Source organism: Terrabacter koreensis (genome assembly GCF_054783315.1).
Genome location: NZ_BAAGQU010000005.1, coordinates 107,644 through 127,751, shown reverse-complemented (window position 1 = coordinate 127,751; position 20,108 = coordinate 107,644). Strand labels below are relative to the sequence as shown.

General features: G+C 73.5%; 19 protein-coding genes. 14 read left to right on the top strand and 5 right to left on the bottom strand.

Annotated elements, in window-relative coordinates:
• The first annotated feature begins 59 nt into the window (after window positions 1–59).
• Genes ACYVNR_RS12850 through ACYVNR_RS12815 form a run of 8 tightly spaced genes read left to right on the top strand, consistent with a single transcriptional unit; the run spans window position 60 to window position 8,521 of the window.
• Window positions 60–2,132: a putative cobaltochelatase gene (locus ACYVNR_RS12850; protein WP_461048387.1), complete on the top strand. Its 2,073-nt coding sequence runs from the start codon at window positions 60–62 to the stop codon at window positions 2,130–2,132.
• Window positions 2,132–2,743: a cob(I)yrinic acid a,c-diamide adenosyltransferase gene (gene cobO, locus ACYVNR_RS12845; RefSeq protein WP_458799207.1), complete on the top strand. Its 612-nt coding sequence runs from the start codon at window positions 2,132–2,134 to the stop codon at window positions 2,741–2,743. Before ACYVNR_RS12850 ends, cobO begins: the two co-directional genes overlap by 1 nt.
• Complete coding sequence (locus ACYVNR_RS12840; RefSeq protein ID WP_461048386.1) at window positions 2,740–4,251, top strand: cobyrinate a,c-diamide synthase; 1,512 nt, start codon at window positions 2,740–2,742, stop codon at window positions 4,249–4,251. The genes cobO and ACYVNR_RS12840 overlap by 4 nt, the downstream gene beginning before the upstream one ends.
• Window positions 4,248–5,303, top strand: coding sequence for an Rv2231c family pyridoxal phosphate-dependent protein CobC (cobC, locus tag ACYVNR_RS12835; protein ID WP_461048385.1), 1,056 nt, complete (start codon window positions 4,248–4,250; stop codon window positions 5,301–5,303). Before ACYVNR_RS12840 ends, cobC begins: the two co-directional genes overlap by 4 nt.
• Window positions 5,293–6,300: a uroporphyrinogen-III C-methyltransferase gene (gene cobA, locus ACYVNR_RS12830; RefSeq protein WP_461048384.1), complete on the top strand. Its 1,008-nt coding sequence runs from the start codon at window positions 5,293–5,295 to the stop codon at window positions 6,298–6,300. The genes cobC and cobA overlap by 11 nt, the downstream gene beginning before the upstream one ends.
• Window positions 6,297–7,277: a cobalamin biosynthesis protein gene (locus ACYVNR_RS12825; RefSeq protein ID WP_461048383.1), complete on the top strand. Its 981-nt coding sequence runs from the start codon at window positions 6,297–6,299 to the stop codon at window positions 7,275–7,277. The genes cobA and ACYVNR_RS12825 overlap by 4 nt, the downstream gene beginning before the upstream one ends.
• Window positions 7,278–7,334: 57 nt before the next feature.
• Complete coding sequence (locus ACYVNR_RS12820) at window positions 7,335–7,511, top strand: hypothetical protein (RefSeq protein ID WP_458799202.1); 177 nt, start codon at window positions 7,335–7,337, stop codon at window positions 7,509–7,511.
• A gap of 38 nt (window positions 7,512–7,549) precedes the next feature.
• The gene (locus ACYVNR_RS12815) at window positions 7,550–8,521 is read left to right on the top strand and encodes an ATP-grasp domain-containing protein (protein WP_461048382.1); all 972 of its coding nucleotides are present in this window, start codon (window positions 7,550–7,552) and stop codon (window positions 8,519–8,521) included.
• A gap of 92 nt (window positions 8,522–8,613) precedes the next feature.
• Here the strand turns inward: ACYVNR_RS12815 and ACYVNR_RS12810 are convergent, their stop codons facing one another.
• The 5 genes from ACYVNR_RS12810 to ACYVNR_RS12790 are packed head-to-tail and all read right to left on the bottom strand — an operon-like array spanning window position 8,614 to window position 13,072.
• On the bottom strand, window positions 8,614–9,063 hold the full coding sequence (locus ACYVNR_RS12810) for an MOSC domain-containing protein (RefSeq protein WP_461048381.1): 450 nt from the start codon (window positions 9,061–9,063) through the stop codon (window positions 8,614–8,616).
• Complete coding sequence (locus tag ACYVNR_RS12805; protein ID WP_461048380.1) at window positions 9,060–10,844, bottom strand: SulP family inorganic anion transporter; 1,785 nt, start codon at window positions 10,842–10,844, stop codon at window positions 9,060–9,062. Before ACYVNR_RS12805 ends, ACYVNR_RS12810 begins: the two co-directional genes overlap by 4 nt.
• A gap of 29 nt (window positions 10,845–10,873) precedes the next feature.
• Window positions 10,874–11,662 carry a cobalt-precorrin-6A reductase gene (locus ACYVNR_RS12800; protein ID WP_045192912.1) on the bottom strand — a complete coding sequence of 263 codons (789 nt, stop codon included), beginning with the start codon at window positions 11,660–11,662 and terminating at the stop codon, window positions 10,874–10,876.
• Window position 11,663: 1 nt separating this feature from the next.
• On the bottom strand, window positions 11,664–12,599 hold the full coding sequence (locus ACYVNR_RS12795) for a MerR family transcriptional regulator (protein WP_045192911.1): 936 nt from the start codon (window positions 12,597–12,599) through the stop codon (window positions 11,664–11,666).
• Between the two features lie 2 nt (window positions 12,600–12,601).
• Window positions 12,602–13,072, bottom strand: coding sequence for an SRPBCC family protein (locus ACYVNR_RS12790; protein ID WP_458799197.1), 471 nt, complete (start codon window positions 13,070–13,072; stop codon window positions 12,602–12,604).
• 179 nt (window positions 13,073–13,251) lie between these two features.
• Between ACYVNR_RS12790 and ACYVNR_RS12785 the strand changes: the two genes are divergently transcribed.
• Genes ACYVNR_RS12785 through ACYVNR_RS12760 form a run of 6 tightly spaced genes read left to right on the top strand, consistent with a single transcriptional unit; the run spans window position 13,252 to window position 20,107 of the window.
• Window positions 13,252–14,550: an NAD(P)/FAD-dependent oxidoreductase gene (locus tag ACYVNR_RS12785; protein WP_045192908.1), complete on the top strand. Its 1,299-nt coding sequence runs from the start codon at window positions 13,252–13,254 to the stop codon at window positions 14,548–14,550.
• Window positions 14,547–15,302 (top strand): DUF1365 domain-containing protein, encoded by a 756-nt coding sequence (locus ACYVNR_RS12780; protein WP_461048379.1) that lies wholly within the window; start codon window positions 14,547–14,549, stop codon window positions 15,300–15,302. The genes ACYVNR_RS12785 and ACYVNR_RS12780 overlap by 4 nt, the downstream gene beginning before the upstream one ends.
• Entirely contained in the window at window positions 15,299–16,591 is a 1,293-nt protein-coding gene (locus tag ACYVNR_RS12775) for a class I SAM-dependent methyltransferase (RefSeq protein WP_045192904.1), read from the top strand. The genes ACYVNR_RS12780 and ACYVNR_RS12775 overlap by 4 nt, the downstream gene beginning before the upstream one ends.
• On the top strand, window positions 16,591–17,949 hold the full coding sequence (locus ACYVNR_RS12770) for a cryptochrome/photolyase family protein (protein WP_461048378.1): 1,359 nt from the start codon (window positions 16,591–16,593) through the stop codon (window positions 17,947–17,949). Before ACYVNR_RS12775 ends, ACYVNR_RS12770 begins: the two co-directional genes overlap by 1 nt.
• Window positions 17,950–17,965: 16 nt before the next feature.
• On the top strand, window positions 17,966–18,685 hold the full coding sequence (locus ACYVNR_RS12765; RefSeq protein ID WP_461048377.1) for a CPBP family intramembrane glutamic endopeptidase: 720 nt from the start codon (window positions 17,966–17,968) through the stop codon (window positions 18,683–18,685).
• A gap of 3 nt (window positions 18,686–18,688) precedes the next feature.
• Entirely contained in the window at window positions 18,689–20,107 is a 1,419-nt protein-coding gene (locus ACYVNR_RS12760; protein ID WP_461048376.1) for a tryptophan-rich sensory protein, read from the top strand.
• The last annotated feature ends 1 nt before the right edge of the window (window position 20,108 follow it).

Sequence of the window (20,108 nt, the reverse complement as noted above, 5' to 3'; positions counted from 1 at the left end):
CGCCGGGTGCGTCCGGTCCACCGACGCGGGCGAGGCACCCGCAGGAGGCTCACAGCGACATGCGCGACGGCACGAACGACGGCACGAACGACGGCACGAACGACGGCACGAACCAGGCCGGCAGCGACCCGGCGGCTCGCCCGGCCACCTTCCCCTTCTCGGCCGTCGTCGGCTCGGACGACCTCGCCCTCGCGCTCGTGCTCACGGCCGTCTCCCCCGACGTCGGCGGCGTGCTCGTGCGCGGCGAGAAGGGCACCGCGAAGTCGACGATGGTGCGTGGCCTCGCCGCCGTCCTGCCGCACCAGCAGGTCGTCGCCGGCTGCCGCTTCGGTTGCGCCCCCGCCGACGCTGCAGCTTCGGGCTGCCCCGACGGGCCCCACGACGCGAACGCCGACGCCGACACCCGCGCGGCCCGGCTCGTCGAGCTGCCGATCGGCGCCACCGAGGACCGCGTCGTCGGGTCGCTCGACCTCGAGCGGGCGCTGGGACGTGGCGAGACGGCATACCAGCCCGGCCTGCTCGCAGCCGCGAACCGCGGCATCCTCTACGTCGACGAGGTCAACCTGCTCCACGACCACCTCGTCGACCTCCTGCTCGACGCGGCCGCGATGGGCCGCAACACCGTCGAACGCGACGGCGTCTCCGTCTCGCACGCCGCGCGCATCGTCCTCGTCGGCACGATGAACCCCGAGGAGGGCGAGCTGCGACCGCAGCTGCTCGACCGCTTCGGGCTGACCGTCGAGGCCGCGGCGCCCCGTGAGCCTGCGTTGCGCGCCGAGGTCGTACGCCGCCGGCTCGCCTTCGACGCCGACCCGACCGGGTTCGTGGCGCGGTTCCGGGCCGAGCAGGACGCGCTGCGCGACCGCATCGCCGCAGCCCGCTCGGCGCTCGGCTCCGTCGCACTGCCGGACCGCGAGCTGACGCGGATCGCCCACGTGTGCGCGGGCTTCGAGGTCGACGGGCTGCGCGCCGACATCGTCACCGCACGGGCTGCCGTCGCCCACGCGGCCTGGGCAGGTCGTGACGCCGTGACGGTCGACGACGTGCGCGCCGCCGCCCGGCTCGCCCTGCCGCACCGGCGGCGCCGCAACCCCTTCGACTCCCCCGGTCTCGACGAGGACCTGCTCGAACAGCTGCTGCGCGACGGTGACCCGGGTCCCGAGCCCGACGGTGGAGGACAGCCCGAGACCGACGAGGCGGCGAGCGAGGCGAGCCCGCCGACCGAGGGCAGCGAGCCCAGCGAGCCGAGCGAGCCCAGCGAACCCAGCGAGCCGAGCGAGCCCCAGCCCGCTGGGGCCCCGGCCGCGTCCGGCGTGAGCGCAGCCGACGAGCCCTACCGCGCCCGCCTGCTGCGCGCCAAGGGCATCGGGCACGGCGACCCCGGGCGTCGTTCGACCGCCATCACGAGCTCGGGGCGCCGGGTCGGCTCGACGACCCGCCCCACCGGCCCGGTGCACCTGCCCGCGACGATCCGCGCGGCCGCGAGCCGGGCCACCACGAGCCCTGCGCGCGCGAGCGCCCGACTGCGGGTCCTCCCGGGCGACCTGCGGCGGTCGGTGCTCCAGGGCCGGGAGTCCAACCTCGTGCTGCTGTGCGTCGACGCGTCCGGCTCGATGGCCGCTCGCCGGCGCATGGAGGCGGTGAAGTCCGCCGTGCTGTCCCTGCTGCTCGACGCCTACCAGCGCCGTGACAAGGTCGGTCTCGTGACCTTCCGCGGCGCCGGCGCCGAGCTCGTCCTGCCCCCGACCGGGTCGGTCGACGTCGCCGCGCGCCGGCTGCGCGAGCTCCCCCACGGTGGGCGCACGCCCCTCGCGGAAGGGCTCGGGACGGCCTACGAGACCCTTCGCGTCGAGCGGCTGCGCGACCCGAACCGGCGCCCGCTCCTCGTCGTCGTCACCGACGGCCGGGCCACGAGCGGCCCGGACGCCCTCGCCCGCTCGGCCCGCGTGGCCGCCCGGCTGTGCCACGAGGGCGTCGAGTCCGTGGTGCTCGACTGCGAGACCGGGCGCTTCCGGATGGGCCTCGCCGGCCGCCTCGCCGAGCAGCTCGGTGCCGAGCACCTGCCCGTCGGTGAGCTCGCAGCGTCGGCCATCGTGGGTGCCGCGCGCGAGACCTCGGGAAGGGCCGCCTGATGCGCGGCCAGCCGACCACGGTCCCGGCCGACGGGCTGACCACCCGGCAGCGCCGCAACCGGCCGCTCGTCATCGTCCACACGGGCGACGGCAAGGGGAAGTCGACGGCCGCCTTCGGCCTCGCCCTGCGCGGCTGGAACCAGGGCTGGTCGGTCGGGGTGTTCCAGTTCGTCAAGAGCGCGAAGTGGCGCATCGGCGAGCAGACTGCGGTCGAGACCCTCGGCGAGCTGCACCGCGAGACCGGCCAGGGCGGCCCCATGGAGTGGCACAAGATGGGCGCCGGCTGGTCGTGGAGCCGCAAGGAGGGCACCGACGAGGACCACGCCGAGGCCGCCCGCGAGGGGTGGGCCGAGATCAAGCGCCGCCTGGCCGACGAGACGCACGGCGTCTACGTGCTCGACGAGTTCACCTACCCGATGGCGTGGGGATGGATCGACGTCCACGACGTCGTCACCACCCTGCGCGACCGGCCGGGGCACCAGCACGTCGTCATCACGGGACGTCGCTGCCCGCAGGAGGTCCTCGACCTGGCCGACCTCGTGACCGAGATGACGAAGGTGAAGCACCCCTTCGACGCCGGCCAGAAGGGACAGAGGGGGATCGAGTGGTGAGCGCCATCGACACCGCCCTCGGCCGCCTGCCACGCACGGGCGACGCCCCGCAGGAGCCGACCACCATCGCGCTCCCCCGCGTCGTCGTCTCGGCGCCGGGTTCGGGGCACGGCAAGACGACGCTTGCCACCGGACTCATGGCCGCGCTGCGCGCCCGCGGGCTGGGCGTGGCCGGCTTCAAGGTCGGCCCCGACTTCATCGACCCCGGCTACCACTCCCTCGCCACCGGGCGGCCCGGCCGCAACCTCGACCCGTTCCTCACGAGCCAGGCGCTCGTCGCGCCACTGCTCGTCCACGGCGCCACCGCCGACGGCCCCACCGACGTGGCGGTCGTCGAAGGGGTCATGGGGCTCTTCGACGGCCGCATCGGCGGAGACGGCTACGCCTCGACCGCGCACGTCGCCTCGCTGACCCGCTCCCCCATCGTGCTGGCCCTCGACGTCAGCCACATGACCCGCACGGCCGCGGCGATCGTCCACGGCCTCGCCACCTTCGAGCCGGGCGTCCGCGTGGCCGGTGTCGTGCTCAACAAGGCAGCGTCGGGGCGCCACATGCGCGAGGTCTGGTCGGCGCTCGAGTCCACCGGCGTGCCGGTCCTCGGCGTGCTCCCGCGCGACGCCGGCATCGCCGCGCCGTCACGGCACCTCGGGCTCGTGCCCGCGGCCGAGCGCGACGAGGCTGCCGAGTCGGTGGCCCTGCTCGCCGAACGCGTCGCCGAGCACGTCGACCTCGACCAGCTGATGGCCATCGCCCGATCGGCGCCCGAGCTCGATGCCGCGGCCTGGGACGCATCGGCTGCCCTCGGTGACGCCGCGCGCCCTGCCGCTCGCCCGGGGTCGAGTACGCGTCGACCGGTCGTGGCGGTCGCCGGAGGACGGGCCTTCACGTTCCGCTACGCCGAGACCGACGAGCTGCTGCGCGCCGCGGGGCTCGAGCCGGTCGTCTTCGACCCGCTGACGGCGCCGAACCTCCCGGCCGGCACTGCGGGCCTCTACCTCGGAGGCGGCTTCCCCGAGGTGCACGCCGAGGGGCTGTCGGCCAACTCCGCCCTGCGAGAAGGCATCCGTCGTGTCGTGGGGGATGGCCTGCCGACGGTTGCCGAGTGCGCCGGCATGCTCTACCTCAGCGCCTCCGTCGACGGGAACGAGATGGTCGGGGCGATCCCGGGTGTCGGCTCCATGGGCCCGCGCCTCACCCTCGGCTACCGCACGGCCGTGGCACCGGGCGACTCCGTGCTGGGGGTCCCGGGCACCCGGGTCACCGGTCACGAGTTCCACCGGACGACGATCAGCGCGGACGACGCCGACCGCTCGACCGGCGCCACGGCGTGGCTGCTCGACGGCACTCCCGACGGCTTCGCCCTCGACCCGGCGGGCACCGGACGCGCGACCCTCCACGCGTCGTACCTCCACACCCACTGGGCGGGCCACCCGCACCTCGCGGCCCGCTTCGCCGACGCCGTCCACGCGTATGCCGCCACGGCGCGCTCCCCGAGGCCGGCGTCGTGAGCGTCGACCTGCACCACCACGGCGACCGCGACGTCGCGCCCGGCCTCGTCGACCTGGCCGTCAACGTGCGCCTGCCCGCTCCCCCTCCCTGGCTCGCCGACGTCATCGCCGGCTCGCTGCACGACCTGGGCCGCTACCCCGACCCTGCTCCGGCAGTCGAGGCCATCGCCGCCCGGCACGGCGTCGACCCCGCGTGCGTGCTGCCGACCGCGGGCGGCGCGGAGGCGTTCACGCTGGTCGCGCGGGGCGTCCGGGCCTCACACGCGGTCGTCGTGCACCCGCAGTTCACCGAGCCCGAGGCTGCGCTCGCCGCCGCCGGGCACGACGTCACGCGGTGCGTGCTGTCGCCTGACACCGGCTTCCGGCTCGACCCGCGCACCTTCGCTGTGGGGAGCGAGCACGAGGGCGCCGACCTCGTCGTGGTCGGCAACCCGACGAACCCGACTGGCGTGCTGCACCCGGCCGCCGACGTGCACTCCCTGCGGGCGCCGGGTCGTCTCGTCGTGGTGGACGAGGCGTTCATGGACGCCGTGCCGGGCGAGACGGAGTCTGTCGTCGGGCCCGACCTCGAGGGCCTTCTGGTCGTCCGGTCGCTGACCAAGACGTGGGGGCTGGCAGGCCTGAGGGCCGGCTACGTGGTGGGTGACGCGGCCGTCGTCGCCGCCCTTCGCGCCGTGCAGCCGCCGTGGTCGGTGTCGAGCCCCGCCGTGGCCGCCACGGTGGCCTGCCTCTCGGATCGCGCCGTCGCCGAGGCCGAGGCCGGCGCCCTGACGATCGCCGCCGACCGCGACGTGCTTGTGCGGGAGCTCGAGGCGGTCGGGCTGTCCGCGGCCGCTCCCTCGGGCGCCCCCTTCGTGCTCGTCGACACGAGCCCGCTGGGCGCTCACTCGGTGCGTGAGGAGCTCGCCCGTCTCGGCTTCGCCGTGCGCCGCGGCGAGACGTTCCCGGGCCTCGGACCCACCTGGGTCCGGCTGGCCGTGCGAGACGCTGGGACGTCGCGGTCCGTCGCAGCCGCGTTCGCCGAGCTGGGGAGGGTGCGCCGTGTCGCCTGAGCTGAGCTTCACCGGCCTGTCGGTCCTGCTCGCCCGCGTCGTGCCGCACACGGTCGCCACCGTGCACGCGCTGCTCCGCGACGGCGCCCAGGTCACCGTTGCTGCCGAGCTCACCGACCTGCCGACCTCGTTGCGCGACCTCGCAGAGCGCGGGCTCGTCGCCCTCGACGCGGGGGCCGACCCGGCCGCGTACGACGTCGTGCTCCGGGCGGACGTCTCCACCGCACCCGCTGCAGCCGACCCGACGGTCACCACCGCGAGCGGGACCGTCGGGTCCGTCACGCTCCTGGGCGGCGGGCTCGGCGACCCCGGACTGCTCACCGTGGCGGGCATCGAGGCCATCCGTCAGGCGGACGTGATCGTCCACGACCGACTCGCTCCGCTCAGCGCGCTGCGCCACGCCCGCGACGACGTCCAGGTCATCGACGTCGGCAAGATCCCGCGCGGCGACTTCACCCCCCAGGAACGCATCAACGACCTCATCGTCGAGCATGCGCTCGCGGGGCGGAACGTGTTGCGGTTCAAGGGCGGCGACAACTTCGTCTTCGGCCGTGGAGGGGAGGAGGCCGAGGCCTGCGCCGCTCGAGGCATCCCCGTGGCGGTGATCCCGGGCATCTCCTCGAGCATCGCCGCCCCCGCCCTCGCGGGCATCCCGGTCACGCACCGCACGCTGGTCCAGGGCTTCACGGTCGTCAGCGGGCACGTCGCTCCGGGCGACCCACGCAGCACGCTCGACTGGGGTGCGATCGCCCGCAGCAACACGACGATCGTCATCCTCATGGGCGTGGCGACCCTGGCGGTCGTCGCGGAAACCCTTGTTTCCGAAGGGATGTCGGCACAGACCCCGGCCGCCGTCGTCGCCGACGCGGGCCTGCCGAGCATGCACACCGCGCGTGCTCCCCTGGCCCAGATCGCCGAGACGTGTGCCCGTGAGGGAATCGGCGCACCCGCGGTCGTCGTCATCGGCGAGGTGGCCGCGCTCGACGTGCTGCGATGAGCAGGTCCCTCGGGCTGGCTCTCGGCTACCTCCTGGACCTGGCCGTCGGCGACCCACGTCGCTGGCATCCCGTCGCCGGGTTCGGCTCTGCTGCAGTGGCGCTCGAGCGCAGGACGTATGCCGCCCGCCGCGCTTCCGGGGCCACGCACGTCGCCGCCCTCGTCGGCGCGACGGCGCTCCTCGGCGTCGTCGCCGAGCGGTCGAGCCGCCGGTTCGGGCCGGCCCACACGCTGGCGACAGCTGCGGCCACCTGGGCTGTGCTGGGCGGGCACTCGCTCACGCGCGAGGCCCACACCATCGACGAGCAGCTCCGCCAGGGCGACCTCGCGGCCGCGCGCGTCCAGGTGCGCAACCTCGTGGGACGCGCCACGGCCGAGCTGGACGCCGACGAGGTGGCACGGGCCTGCATCGAGTCGCTGGCCGAGAACACCTCCGACGCCGTCGTGGCACCGCTGCTCTGGGGCGGCCTCCTCGGTGTCCCCGGTCTGCTCGGCTACCGCGCCGTCAACACCCTCGACGCCATGATGGGCCATCGCAACGAGCGCTATGCCGAGTTCGGCTGGGCGGCAGCGAGACTCGACGACCTCGTGAACTGGGTGCCGGCGCGCGTCGCCGGCGCCATCGCGCTGGCCGCGGCGCCTTCGTCGGACCGAGCCGCCGCCGGATGGGAGGCCATACGCAGGGACGCACCCGCCCACCCGAGCCCGAACGGCGGCGTCGTCGAGGCGGCCTTCGCCGGTGTGCTCGGCGTGCGGCTCGGCGGGTCGAACACGTACGACGGTCGCGTCGAGGACCGCGGCACGCTCGGCACCGGACCGGCAGCGGGACGCGCCCACATCGCCCCCGCTGCGCGTCTGGCCCGCAAGGTGGCCGCCGGCTCGCTCGCCGTGGGCCTCGCCATCGCCCTCTCCCGCACGAGAGCCCAGCTGGGTAGCGCTACTCAAATGGGCAGCCGCGCCGTATCTCCCTCGGGCTGAGCACCTCTGACGGGCGGTGCCGGGTCACCGAGGCCCGGCCAGTACCGAGGAGTTGTCATGAAGGACCTCTCACCCATGTCGGCCCGCTTCACCCGCAGCCACGAGGGCTACGTCCACCCGCCGCGGCTGGACGCCTGGGAGCAGACCGTGGTCGGCCCCGACGGCCTGCGCCCGAGCTGGCCCGGTGGCTCGATCTCCGGCAGCGATGACGGCTGGGACGACTGCGACGAGTGACCGGCACCCCGGCGACCGAAGGACGAAGGAGTAGAACCATGACCAGAGTTGCGATCGTCACCCTCGCGGGCGACCTCCACGCGTACGTGATCAGCAAGCACCTGCGCGAGGCGCACGACATCGACGCGGCCATCATCGCCTCCGACCGTCTCTCGGCCGCCGGGGGACTCACCTGGTCCAACGTGGACGGACCGGGGCACACGCTGCCGACCGAGGAGGGCGGCACCGTCGACGTGCGCGGCCTCGACCTCGTGTGGTGGCGTCGTTGCCACGGCCGGCCGACGGTGCCCGACGCCGTCACCGACACGCAGCTGCGCAAGCTCGTCGTCAAGGACAACCGGGCTGCGCTGCGGGGCACCCTCATGGCCGGCTTCTCCGGCACGTGGATCAGCGACCCGTACGCGACGGAGCGCGCCCAGAACAAGCTGCTCCAGCTCAGCGTCGCGAATGCGGTCGGCCTCACGGTGCCGCGCACGCTCGTCAGCTCCGACCCCACCGACGTGCGCGACTTCACCCGCGCCCACGGCGGCACGGTCATCGCCAAGACCCTCACCGGGCTGCTCGGCACGTCGCTGCAGGCGGGGCGGGTGACCCTCGACTCCCTCGACGACGACGCGGAGATCAGCGTCTCGGCGACGGTCTACCAGGAGGAGGTGCCCGGCACCGACCACCTGCGCGTCATGGTCTTCGGCGACGCGGTGCACGCGGCACGGATCAGCAGCGCCGAGCTGGACTGGCGGCTCGCCAACGACATGGTCGTCGAGCCGGTCGAGCTCGAGCCACGGCTCTCGGACGCCCTCCGCGACGTCACCCGGCGCCTCGGGCTGCGGATGGGCGTCTACGACCTCAAGCTGCGTCCCGACGGGCACCCGGTCTTCCTCGAGGTCAACCCGCAGGGGCAGTTCCTCTTCGTCGAGGGCATGTCGGACATGCCGCTGGGCGCCGCCTTCGCCGACTTCGTGGCCGCCGAGCTCGCACTCAGTCCTCGCAGTCCGGCACCCGCGCTCTGAGGTCGATCACCGGCCGCGCGTCGGAAAAGTGGGCACTCGACCGAGACTTCTCGTCGAGTGCCCACTTCCCGACGGGGTCCGGCGTGGTCCCGTCAGGGGGTCGGGTGGAGGTCGACCTCGTCGCCGACGTGGATGGTGCCCGACGTGAGCAGCCGGAACACCGTGCCGGCCCGGGCGTGCAGCGCCCGCGCGGCGCCGGGGCCGAGGTTGTCGTCGAGCAGGCGGCACGGCGCAGCCACCCGCACGACCTCGAGGTCGACGTCGCCGATGGTGATGCGCGTGCCGGGCTTCGTCGGGATGTCGCCGCCCGAGATCGTGACGTTGCGCCGGGTGAGGCCGGGGTCGACGGGCCGCCCGAGGGCTTCGGCCGCGGCCGCCAGGTCGGTGGCCGACTGCACCGTGACGTGCCGGTGCTTGCTGCCGTGGTAGCGGTCGCCGACGAGACCGGCACCTGCCTCGGCCTCCACGCTCTCCACCGAGCGGGTCGGCAGGCGGCGCGCCTTCGCCACGTGGAGCCCCACGACGGTCGGCCGAGCCGTCACGCCTCGGCCTTCGGCTGGGGCGGCACGGGCGGGATGCGCAGCCCCGGGAGGGGCGTGCCGTGCTCGCGTCGGTACCACGCGGCATACGCGGCGACGGCGGTGGGGAGGGTCGGGAAGATGAGGTCCGCACCCACCTGCTCGACGAGGCCCCCCGCCTCGAGGGACACCCGCATGTCCTCCTTCACCCGCGCCATGGCGAACACGATGCCACGCCGCTCGAGGGTCGCGCGCAGCGCCTCGAGCGCGTCGACTGCCGTGAGGTCGACCTCGGTGTTGGCCTCGGCGTTGAGCAGGAACCACTCCACCCCGCCGCGCTGCTGGGCCGCGTCGACCACCTCCAGCGCGCGTCGTGTGAAGTCGTCGGCGTTGGCGAAGAAGAGCGGCGAGTCGTAGCGGTAGACGACGAGACCCGGCACCTGCACGGCGTCCGGGTGGTCGTCGATGTCGTGCATGCCGGCGACGTCGGGCACATAGCCGAGCACGCCGTCGTGGGGGTGCACGATGCGCCGCAGGAGGTCGAGCACCGACAGCGCGATGGCGGCACCGATGCCCGGCAGCACCCCGAAGAGCAGCACCGCAGCCGTCGTCGACAGCGCCAGCACGAGCTCGCTGCGGCGGAAGGCGGCGATGCGCCGCATCTCCGGGATGTCGACGAGTCGGATCGCCGCGTAGACCACGACCGCCCCGAGAGCCGCCGTCGGGAAGGCCCCGATGACCGGCCCGAGCCACAGCAGCGTCGCGACGACGAGCACGAGCGAGACGAGGGAGTGCAGCTGCGTGCGCGCGCCCATCGCGTCGGCGATGACGGTGCGGCTGCCGCTCGAGCTGACCGGGAAGCCCTGGAGCAGACCGGTGGCGACGTTGGCGCCGCCGAGCGCGAGGAACTCCTGGTTGCTGTCGATGCTCTCGCGGTGGCGCGCCCCGAAGGCACGCCCTGTGAGCACGTTGTCGGAGTAGGCGACGACGGCGATGCCGAGGGCAGCGGGGAGGAGCCGCCACACGTCGACGTTGCCGAGGTCGGGCACGCGGATCGCCGGCAGCCCCTGGGGCACGTCGCCCACGACCGAGACCCCGGCGCGGTCGACGAGCCCGAACACCGCCACGACGAGGGTCGCCCCGAGCATGCCGATGAGCGGGCCGGGCCAGGTCGGCCGCAGGCGCTGGAAGCCGAGGAGGACGACGAGCACCCCCGCCGACAACAGCAGTGTCGGCACCTGCACGGCGCCCAGGTGCGTGACGGCATACCTCAGCTCCTGGACGAACGAGTCGCCCTGCACGCGGATGCCGGTCACCTTGCCGATCTGGCTGACGACCATGAGCGCCGCGATGCCGGCCATGTAGCCGACGAGCACCGGCTTGGAGAGCAGGTCGGAGAGGAACCCGAGACGCGTGAGGAAGCCGACGACACAGATCAGCCCGACGGCGATCGCCAGCAGTGCCGCCATCTCCTGCCGCATCGCCACACCGCCCGCGCCCGTGACGAGGGCGCCGATGCCTGCCGCCGTCATGAGGGCGGTCGTCGACTCGGGCCCGACGGAGAGCCGCCGCGACGACCCGAACACGGCGTAGACGAGCAGGCTCGGGCCCACCGCCCAGAGTCCCGTGACCGCGGGGAGTCCGGCCACCTCGGCGTACGCGAGGACCTGGGGCACGAGGTACGCGGCGACGGTGATGCCGCCGAGCACGTCGCCGCGCATCCACACCTTGTCGTAGTCGCGCAGCACGGCGAGCCCCGGGAGCAGCCGCTCCCACAGCGCCCGCTCCCGCTGCACCGCCGTCACGCGACGAAGGTACGCGACGAGGTATGCCGTCAGGTGCGTTTCGGGTCGAGTGCGGTCCCGACGTCGGCGACGACGTCGGACACGCCCTCGGCCACGACCTCGGCCAGCGCGGCGTCCACCGACTCGACGACCCGCAGGCCCCGCGGAACGGCCGGTCGCCGGACCACCACGACGGGGACGCCGACGTCGTGCGCCGCAGCGAGCTTGGCCTCGGTGAGGGCGCCGCCGGAGTCCTTCGTCAGCAGCACGTCGATGCGGCGGCTCTCGAGCAGCTCGCGCTCGGCGGCATACGGGTACGGCCCGCGGGCGCGCAGCACCTCCCAGCCGGAAGGCACCGCCCAGTCGGGCGGGTCGACCACGCGGGCGAGGACGTAGCGGTCGGTCCACCGCGCGAACGACTCGAGCTGCTGACGGCCGGTGGTGATGAAGGGGCGCCGCCCCAGCTCCTCGGCGGCACGCCGGGCCGCGTCGACGTCGTCGACCCACGTGAAGGTGTCCGCCAGGGGGTGGACCGACCAGCCGGGGCGCTGCAGCCGCACGAGCGGCACCCCGACGCGCGCGGCGGCGGCGACGGCGTTGGCGGTGATCTGCTGGGCGAAGGGGTGGGTGGCGTCGACGACGTGCGTGAAGCCCTCGGCGACGAGGTGGTCGGCGAGGCCGTCGACCCCGCCGAAGCCACCGACGCGGACGGCTCCCACGGGCAGGGCCGGAGCGCTGACCCGGCCGGCGAGGCTCGACACGACGTCGATGCCGCGGTCGACGAGCCCGGCGGCGAGCGCCCGGGCCTCGCCGGTTCCCCCGAGGACGAGGACCCGCACGTCAGGCGGGGACGCGCAGGCGCCGCGACATCTCGCCGACGGCCACGGTGATCGAGTGGCCGAGGTGCACGCAGCCTCCCTCGATCTCGTCCTGCTGGCTGCCGCCGAGACCGATGACGACCTCGGGGTGACTGCGGTTGACCGTCTCGACGATCTTGCGGGCGGCGGCGATGTCGACGTGTCGCGGCACGGCCATGACCATGCCCGCGGCCCGGCGTGCCTCGATGGCGCGCACCCACTCCTCGGCGGGCAGGTCGGCGCCGACGTAGACGGTGGCGAACCCGGCACGGCGTGCGGCGACGGCGAAGGCGAGCAGGCCGAGCTCGTGCCGGGCGCCCGGCGGCAGGCCGATGAGCAGGGTCGGCCCGTCGGACCGGCCCGAGGCGGCCTCGTAGGCGGCCGCGAGACGGCGCTGCACGGCATACGAGACGAGGTGCTCACCGGCGACGGTGAGGCGGCCGTGCGCCCACTCCTCGCCGACGAGCTCGAGCGTCGGCATGAGCCAGTCGTCGACGACGTGCTCGAAGGTGCCGAGGCTGAAGCGGGCGTCGAGCACCGCGGTCGCCGACGCGCTGTCGAGCCGCTCGGCGGCGCGGATGAAGGCCTCGGCGTCCTCGGACTGGTAGCGGCTGCCCGGCCGCAGGGGCGCCACGCGACGGGGGACGGCGTGGGTGCGCTCGCGGCCGTCGCGGCCGTCCTTGCCGGCCGGGTCGCGGGACGAGAGGCGGCGCAGGGTCTCGGCCGCCGCCTCACGGGCCGACCAGCCCTCGTTGACGAGGGAGTTCATGATGGCGAGGGCGCGCACGTCCTCGGCGCCGTAGAGCCGGTAGCCGCCGTCGGAACGCTTGGGGCTGACGACGCCGTAGCGTCGCTCCCAGGCACGCAGGGTGGCGACGCTGATCCCGGTCAGCTCCGCCGCGCGTTTGATGGTGTACATGGTTATGCCAGCTGTCCGAGTGCCCGGCGCAGGCCCTGCTCGGCCTCGTCACCGAGCTTCTTGAAGGCCGGCGCGAAGAGCGGCGCGACGAGCTTGGCGACGCCCTTGAACTCGAACTCGGCCCGGTAGGTGACGGTCGTGCCCGTGCCGCTGCCGGGGCTGCCGGCGGCGCCGCCGCCCCCCATCACGGTGCGCACGAAGGTCATGGTGTCGTGGGCGACGACGGTCGCGTTCTCGCCGCGCAGCGCGACCTTCTCGCCCGGCACGTGCTCGGTGACGAGGTAGTCGAGCTCGGTCTCGCGGCCGAGGAACTTCGAGGTGTTGTGGTACCGCGTGCCGACGCCGCCCTCGCCGGCGACGCGCTCGGTGCGGACCGTGCCGGGGTCCCAGTCGTTGGTGTTGGTGAAGTCGGAGAGGTAGGCGAAGACGCGGTCCACCGGCTGCTCGACGGTGACGGTGCGCACGATGACCATGGCCTACTCCCAAACCTTTGACATACCTTGAACAGCCACTCTACGGTGTGGACGAAGGATGGACAACGCACCACGTCGAAAACGCGTCGAAACCGACGGCCCGACAAGGTCGCTGGCCGCCGCAATCCGGTCGGGGCGCCGCGCCGAACCACCCGGGACCCATCAGCCAGGAGGCCTCGGTGAACCGCCCCCACAGCACCCCCCGACCCCGCACGGGACCCAGCACCAGACCCTCAGCAGCCGTCATCGGCGCGGGCGTCTCGGGCCTCACGGCCGCCCACGTGCTCAGCGCGACCCACGACGTGACGCTCTTCGAGAGCGACCGCCGGCTCGGCGGCCACGCGCACACCCACGACGTGCCCGGCCGTGACGGGCCGCTGCGCATCGACAGCGGGTTCATCGTCCACAACGAGAAGACCTACCCGCACCTGCTCCGCCTCTTCCGCGAGCTCGACGTGCCCACGCAGCCGACCGAGATGAGCATGAGCATCACGTGCCGGGGCTGCGGGCTCTCGTATGCCGGCGGGCGCGGCCCCAAGGGGATGTTCGCCCAGCGTCGCCGCCTCGCCGACCCCCGCTTCGTGCGGATGCTGGCCGACGTGCCGCGCTTCCACCGCGCAGCCCGTGCCCTCCTCGCCGACGAGACGCAGCACCCGACGTGGGGTGAGTTCCTCGCGCAGCACCGCTTCTCCACCTACTTCGTGCGGCACTTCGCCATCCCGCTCGTGGCCTGCGTCTGGTCGTGCGGCGACCTCGACGCGTCGTCCTACCCCGCGCGTCACCTCTTCCGGTTCCTCGACCACCACGGCATGCTGACGGTGACGGGCTCGCCCACGTGGCGCACCGTCACCGGCGGGTCGGCGACCTACGTCGAACGGCTCGTCGAGCGTCTGCCCGACGTGCGCAAGGAGAGCCCCGTGACCGCAGTGGCCAGGCACGACGACGGGGTCGACGTGATCGTCGGCGGCGGCCACACCACGACGTTCGACCGCGTCGTCGTCGCCACCCACGCCGACCAGGCGCTCGACCTGCTCGCCGACGCCACCCCGGACGAGAAGCGGGACCTGTCGGCGATCCGCTACTCGCGCAACGAGACGTGGCTGCACCGCGACTCGTCGGTGCTGCCGAGGCCGAGGCAGGCCAAGGCGTCGTGGAACTACCGCATGCACGCCTGCGACGCACCGGCGCCCGACGTGACGGTCAGCTACTGGATGAACCGCCTGCACGGCCTCACCGACGCCGACGACCACGTCGTCACCCTCAACCCCGCCGGCGCCGTCGACGAGTCCCTCGTCACGGCGCGGATGACCTACGACCACCCGATCTTCACCCGTGAGGCCGTCGACGCTGCGGCCCGGCTGCGTGGCGCCGGCGGCGACCGCCTCGCCTTCGCCGGGGCACACCTCGGCTGGGGCTTCCACGAGGACGGGTGCCGGTCGGGCGTGGAGGCGGCCGAGTCCTTCGGGGTCCGCTGGTGACAGCGGTCCTGACGCCGCCCCCGGTGCCGGCCCTCGTCGACGGAACCGTCGCCCACTCACGCCGCACCCCCCTGCGCCACAGCTTCACGTACGGCCACTACCAGTGGCTCGTCGACCTCGACGACCTGCCCCGGATGCCTTGGCCCGTAAAGCTGTTCGCCCGGTTCGACGCGCGCGACCACCTCGACCGCGGACGGCTCGGCGGCGGCATACGCGGCGACGTCTCGCGGTTCCTCGAGGCGCGCGGCGTCACGCTCGAGCCCACCGACCGGGTGCTCATGCTCGCCAATGCCCGGGTGCTGGGGCACACCTTCGACCCGCTGTCGGTCTTCTGGTGCCTCCGGCCCGACAACAGCCTGCTCGCCGTCGTCTTCGAGGTGCACAACACGTACGGCGAGCGCCACGCGTACCTGCTCGACGTCGCCGACGACGGCACGGCGACGGTGGGTAAGGCGTTCTACGTGTCGCCCTTCAACGACACGAGCGGCGAGTATGCCGTCCGCCTCGTGCTCGAGCCGCGTGCCGTCAGCGTGACCGTCGCCCTCGAGCGCGGAGGCGAGCGCATCATGACCGCCGTGACGCGCGGCACCCCCGAGCCGGCGACCCCTCGCGCCCTGCTCCGACTCGTCCGACGCCACGGGCTGATGACCCAGCGCGTGACCGCCCTGATCCGCGCGCACGGCATCCGGCTCTGGTTGCGCCGCCTGCCCGTCGTGCCCCGCCCCCGACACCCCGAGGAGGCCGTCCGATGACCGCCCAGTCCCCCACCATGGCCCAGCCGCTCTGCCTGCGCCGCCCCACCCTGCGCGTGCTGTGCGTGCGGGCCCGCCTGGCCCGCAGCATCCTCTCCCAGGTGGCCAAACGCGTGCCCGTCGACGTCGTCATGCCCGACGGCTCGCTCCTCGACGGCGGCACGCGCCGCGCCGACCGCCCGGCCCTCGAGATCGTCCGCCCGACCGCCCTCTTCGAGCGGCTCGCGCACCACCCGAAGATCGGCATCGGCGAGGGCTACATGGCCGGCGACTGGAAGGCGGCCGAGGGCACCGACCTCGCCGACCTCCTCACGCCGTTCGCCGAGCGCATGACGACGGCCGTGCCGCCGGGTTGGCTGCGACTGCGTGGCGTCGTCGACCGCCGCATCCCGTCGATCCAGAACAACTCGCTGCTCGGGTCGCGCCGCAACATCGAGGCGCACTACGACCTGTCCAACGACCTCTTCGCGACGTTCCTCGACGAGACGATGAGCTACAGCTCGGCGATCTTCGACCCGGACCAGCCGCTGCGCACGCAGTCGTTCGAGGAGGCGCAGCTGCGCAAGGTGCACGCCATCCTCGACATGGCCAAGGTCGGGCAGCACACGCGCCTGCTCGAGATCGGCACCGGCTGGGGCACGCTCGCCCTCGAGGCCGCACGTCGCGGCGCGACCGTCACGTCCGTCACCCTGTCCAAGGAGCAGGCCGCACTGGCCCGGGTCCGGGTGGCCGAGGCCGGCTACGCCGACCAGGTCGACATCCGCATCCAGGACTACCGCGAGGTCGAGGGTGTATACGACGCCGTCGTCAGCGTCGAGATGATCGAGGCCGTCGGCGAGGAGTACTGGGAGACCTACTTCCGCACCATCGACGAGCGGCTCGCGCCCGGCGGTGTCGCCGCCGTGCAGGCGATCCTCATGTCGCACGAGCGGCTGCTCGCGACGAAGCACTCCTACGGCTGGATCCAGAAGCACATCTTCCCCGGCGGCCTCATCCCGAGCCTCCAGGCGATCCACGAGACCACCTCGGCAGCCACGAGCCTGCGGATGACGGGCGTCGACGCGTTCGGCAGCGACTACGCCGAGACGCTGCGGCGCTGGCGCGAGACGTTCCTCGCCCGCTGGCCCGAGGTCAACGCGCTCGGCTTCGACGAGACGTTCCGCCGCAAGTGGGAGTTCTACCTGGCCTACTGCGAGGCGGGCTTCGCCACGGCCTACCTCGACGTCGCCCAGCTGCGACTCGAGCGAGAGGTCGAGCAGGAGGTCGAGCGCGAGGAGGCGCCGGTCTGATGGTCGATCCGAGCACGTCGATCCTGTGGTTCCGCCGCGACCTGCGGCTTAGCGACCACCCGGCGCTGCTCGCAGCCGTCGACAGTGCGACGCGCGTGCTGCCGGTGTTCGTGCTCGACCCCCGGCTGCTCGACACCGACACGCCACGCTCGCAGCGGCTGCTCGCCTCCCTCAAGGCCCTGTCGAAGGACACCCGCGACGCGCTCGTCATCCGCAGGGGCGACCCCGTCGACGTCATCCCGCGCCTCGCGAAGCAGGTCGGCGCCCACCAGGTGCACGTCTCGCGCGAGACGACGCCCTACGGCCGCCGCCGCGACGAGAAGGTCGAGAAGGCGCTGGCCGACCAGGGCTGCGAGCTCGTCGCCACGGGCACGCCGTATGCCGTCGGGCCAGGTCGCATCGTCAACCAGTCCGGTTCTCCCTACAAGGTCTTCACGCCGTTCTCCAGGGCATGGCATCAGCACGGGCGACCTGCACCCGCCGCACGCCCCAAGCGCATCGCCTGGCTGCGCGACGACGTGCGCAGCGACCCGTTGCCGAAGGCGCCGCACATGGAGGCCGGTGAGGCAGCCGCGCTCAAGCGGTGGCAGGCGTTCCTCCACGACGGCTTGACGGCATACGACGACGAACGCGACCGACCTGACCTCGACACGACCTCGCGGCTGTCGGCCCCCTTGAAGTACGGCGAGATCCACCCGCGCACCATCCTCGCCGACATCGCCGCCCACTCGGCCGGGCGCTCGAAGGCGGCGACGGCATACGTCACCGAGCTCATCTGGCGCGAGTTCTACGCCGACGTGCTCTGGCACAACCCGCGCTCGGCCTGGCACGACCTGCGGCCCGAGCTCGCGAAGCTCCCCTACGACACGGGGGCCGAGACCGACCGGCTCGTCGACGCGTGGCGCGAGGGACGCACCGGCTACCCCGTCGTCGACGCGGGGATGCGCCAGCTGCTCGAGGAGGGCTGGATGCACAACCGGGTGCGCATGATCACGGCCAGCTTCCTCACCAAGGACCTCCACGTCTGGTGGCCGGTCGGCGCCCAGCACTTCCTCGACCACCTCATCGACGGCGACATCGCCTCGAACAACCACGGCTGGCAGTGGGTCGCCGGCACCGGCACCGACGCGTCTCCCTACTTCCGCGTCTTCAACCCGGTGACGCAGGGGCGCAAGTTCGACCCGGACGGCGAGTACGTGCGGCGCTGGGTGCCGGAGCTGCGCCACCTGAGCGGCGCGGCGGCGCACGAGCCGTGGAAGCACGAGAACGGGTACGACGACGAGTATCCGGAGCGGATCGTCGACCACGACGACGAGCGCAAGGAGACGCTGGCTCGCTACGAGCGGGCCCGAGGCTAGGCGAGGAGTCGACACGATGCGGGGGCCCGTGGCCGAGCTGCGCGCGTTCGTCAACGCGGCGCTCATCCAGAAGGTCGACCGCGACCACCGCGACCCGGACGACGTCTTCCGGCGCCGCCAGGTCGTCGTGGCGGTCACCTTCGTCATCGGCTCGGCCGTGCTCGCGTGGGCGCTGCGCATCACGCCCGGCGACCCGCTCTTCTACGTCGCCACCCTCGGCCTCGCGGCGGTGTGGATCGTGGGGGCGCTGCTGTCCGGCCCGCTGCACGCGGGCATGGGGCGTACGCGTCGGGGCGAGCAGGCCCGGCCCGTGGTCCAGTCGCTCGCCCTGGGGGCGCTGCTGCTCGCCGTCTTCCTGCTCGGCGCACTCGTCGTGGCGCGCATCCCGCTGCTTCGCGAGCCCGTCGACCAGCTGCTCGACCACGCCCGTTTCGGCTCGTTCACCGCGGTGCTCGCCATCACCTTCCTCAACGGGGTCGTCGAGGAGATCTACTTCCGCGGCGCCCTGTATGCCGCGATCCCCCGGCACCCGGTCGCGCTGACCACGGTGCTCTACGCCCTCACCACCGTCGGCAGCGGCGTGCCGCTGCTCGTCTTCGCCGCCGCCGTCATCGGTGTCGTGACCGGGCTGCAGCGCCGCGTCACCGGCGGCTTCCTCGGCCCGATCATCACGCACGTCGTGTGGTCGACGGGGATGCTCGTCCTCCTCCCACCCGCCCTCTCATTCACGAGGTGAACGATGACCGCTGACCCCGACACCATGGACACCGCCCGCACGGCGCTCGTGACCGGCGCATCCGGCTACATCGGCGGCCAGGTCGTGCCTCGGCTGCTCGACGAGGGGTGGGCGGTGCGGGTCCTGACCCGTCACCGCTCGTCGCTCGACGGACGCCCGTGGCGCGACCGGGTCGAGGTGGCCGAGGGCGACGTGTCGTCCGCCACCGACATGCGCAAGGCGCTCAGCGGGGTCGACGCCGCGTGGTACCTCGTGCACTCGATGGACGACCGCCCCGACTTCGAGGAGCGCGACCGCGACGCGGCCACGACGTTCGGCACGGCTGCCCGCGAGGAGGGCGTCGGCCGCATCGTCTACCTCGGCGGGCTGCACCCCGACGACGAGGTGCTCTCGCCGCACCTTGCCTCGCGCGTCGAGGTGGGTCGCATCCTGCTCGACTCGGGCGTTCCGACGGCCGTGCTCCAGGCCGCCGTCGTCATCGGCGACGGGTCGGCGTCGTTCGACATGCTGCGCTACCTCACGACGCGCCTGCCGGCGATGGTCGCGCCGAAGTGGCTCGACAACCGCATCCAGCCGATCGCCGTCGACGACGTCGTGACGCTGCTCGTCGGGGCGGGCAGCCTTCCGCCCGAGGTGAACCGGACGTTCGACATCGGCGGACCCGACGTGCTCACCTACCGCGAGATGATCCGCCGCTTCGCCGACGTCACCGGGCAGCGGCGACCGGTCGTCGTCACGGTGCCGGTGCTGACGCCGCGGCTCGCGAGCCACTGGGTCGGCCTCGTCACGCCCATCTCGGCCGGCCTGGCCAAGCCGCTGGTGGGGAGCCTCGTTCACGAGGTCGTCGCCAAGGAGCGCGACATCGAGCAGCACGTCGACGTGCCGGGCGGGCTGACGGACTTCGACACGGCGGTGCGCTCGGCCATGGCCTCCGTGCCGCCCGACACGGCGTGGCGCAACCTGGCGCTCACCGGGGCGGCGGTCACCGCGGCCGCGCTCGCGGGTTCGATCGCCACCCGGCCCGACTCGCGCTGGTACGCGTCGCTGGACAAGCCGGCCTGGCAGCCACCGCCGGCCGCGTTCCCCGTGGTGTGGACGGCGCTCTACGCCGACATCGCGGCAAGCTCGGCGACGGTGCTCACCGAGCTCGACGCCTCGAGCGACAAGGCGGCCCGCAACTCCTACCTCAAGGCGTTCGGCACGAACCTCGTGCTCAACGCGGCGTGGAGCGCCGTCTTCTTCAGGGCGCGGCGACCGTGGGCCGCGGCGGCCGAGGCGGCGGTGCTGACGCTCAGCTCCGCCGACCTCGCCCGCCGGGCCGGGTCCGTCAACAGGACGGTCGGTGTGGCCCTGTCGCCGTATGCCGTGTGGTGCGGTTTCGCGACCGCCCTCTCGGCCGCGATCGCGCGTCGGAACCGCTGAG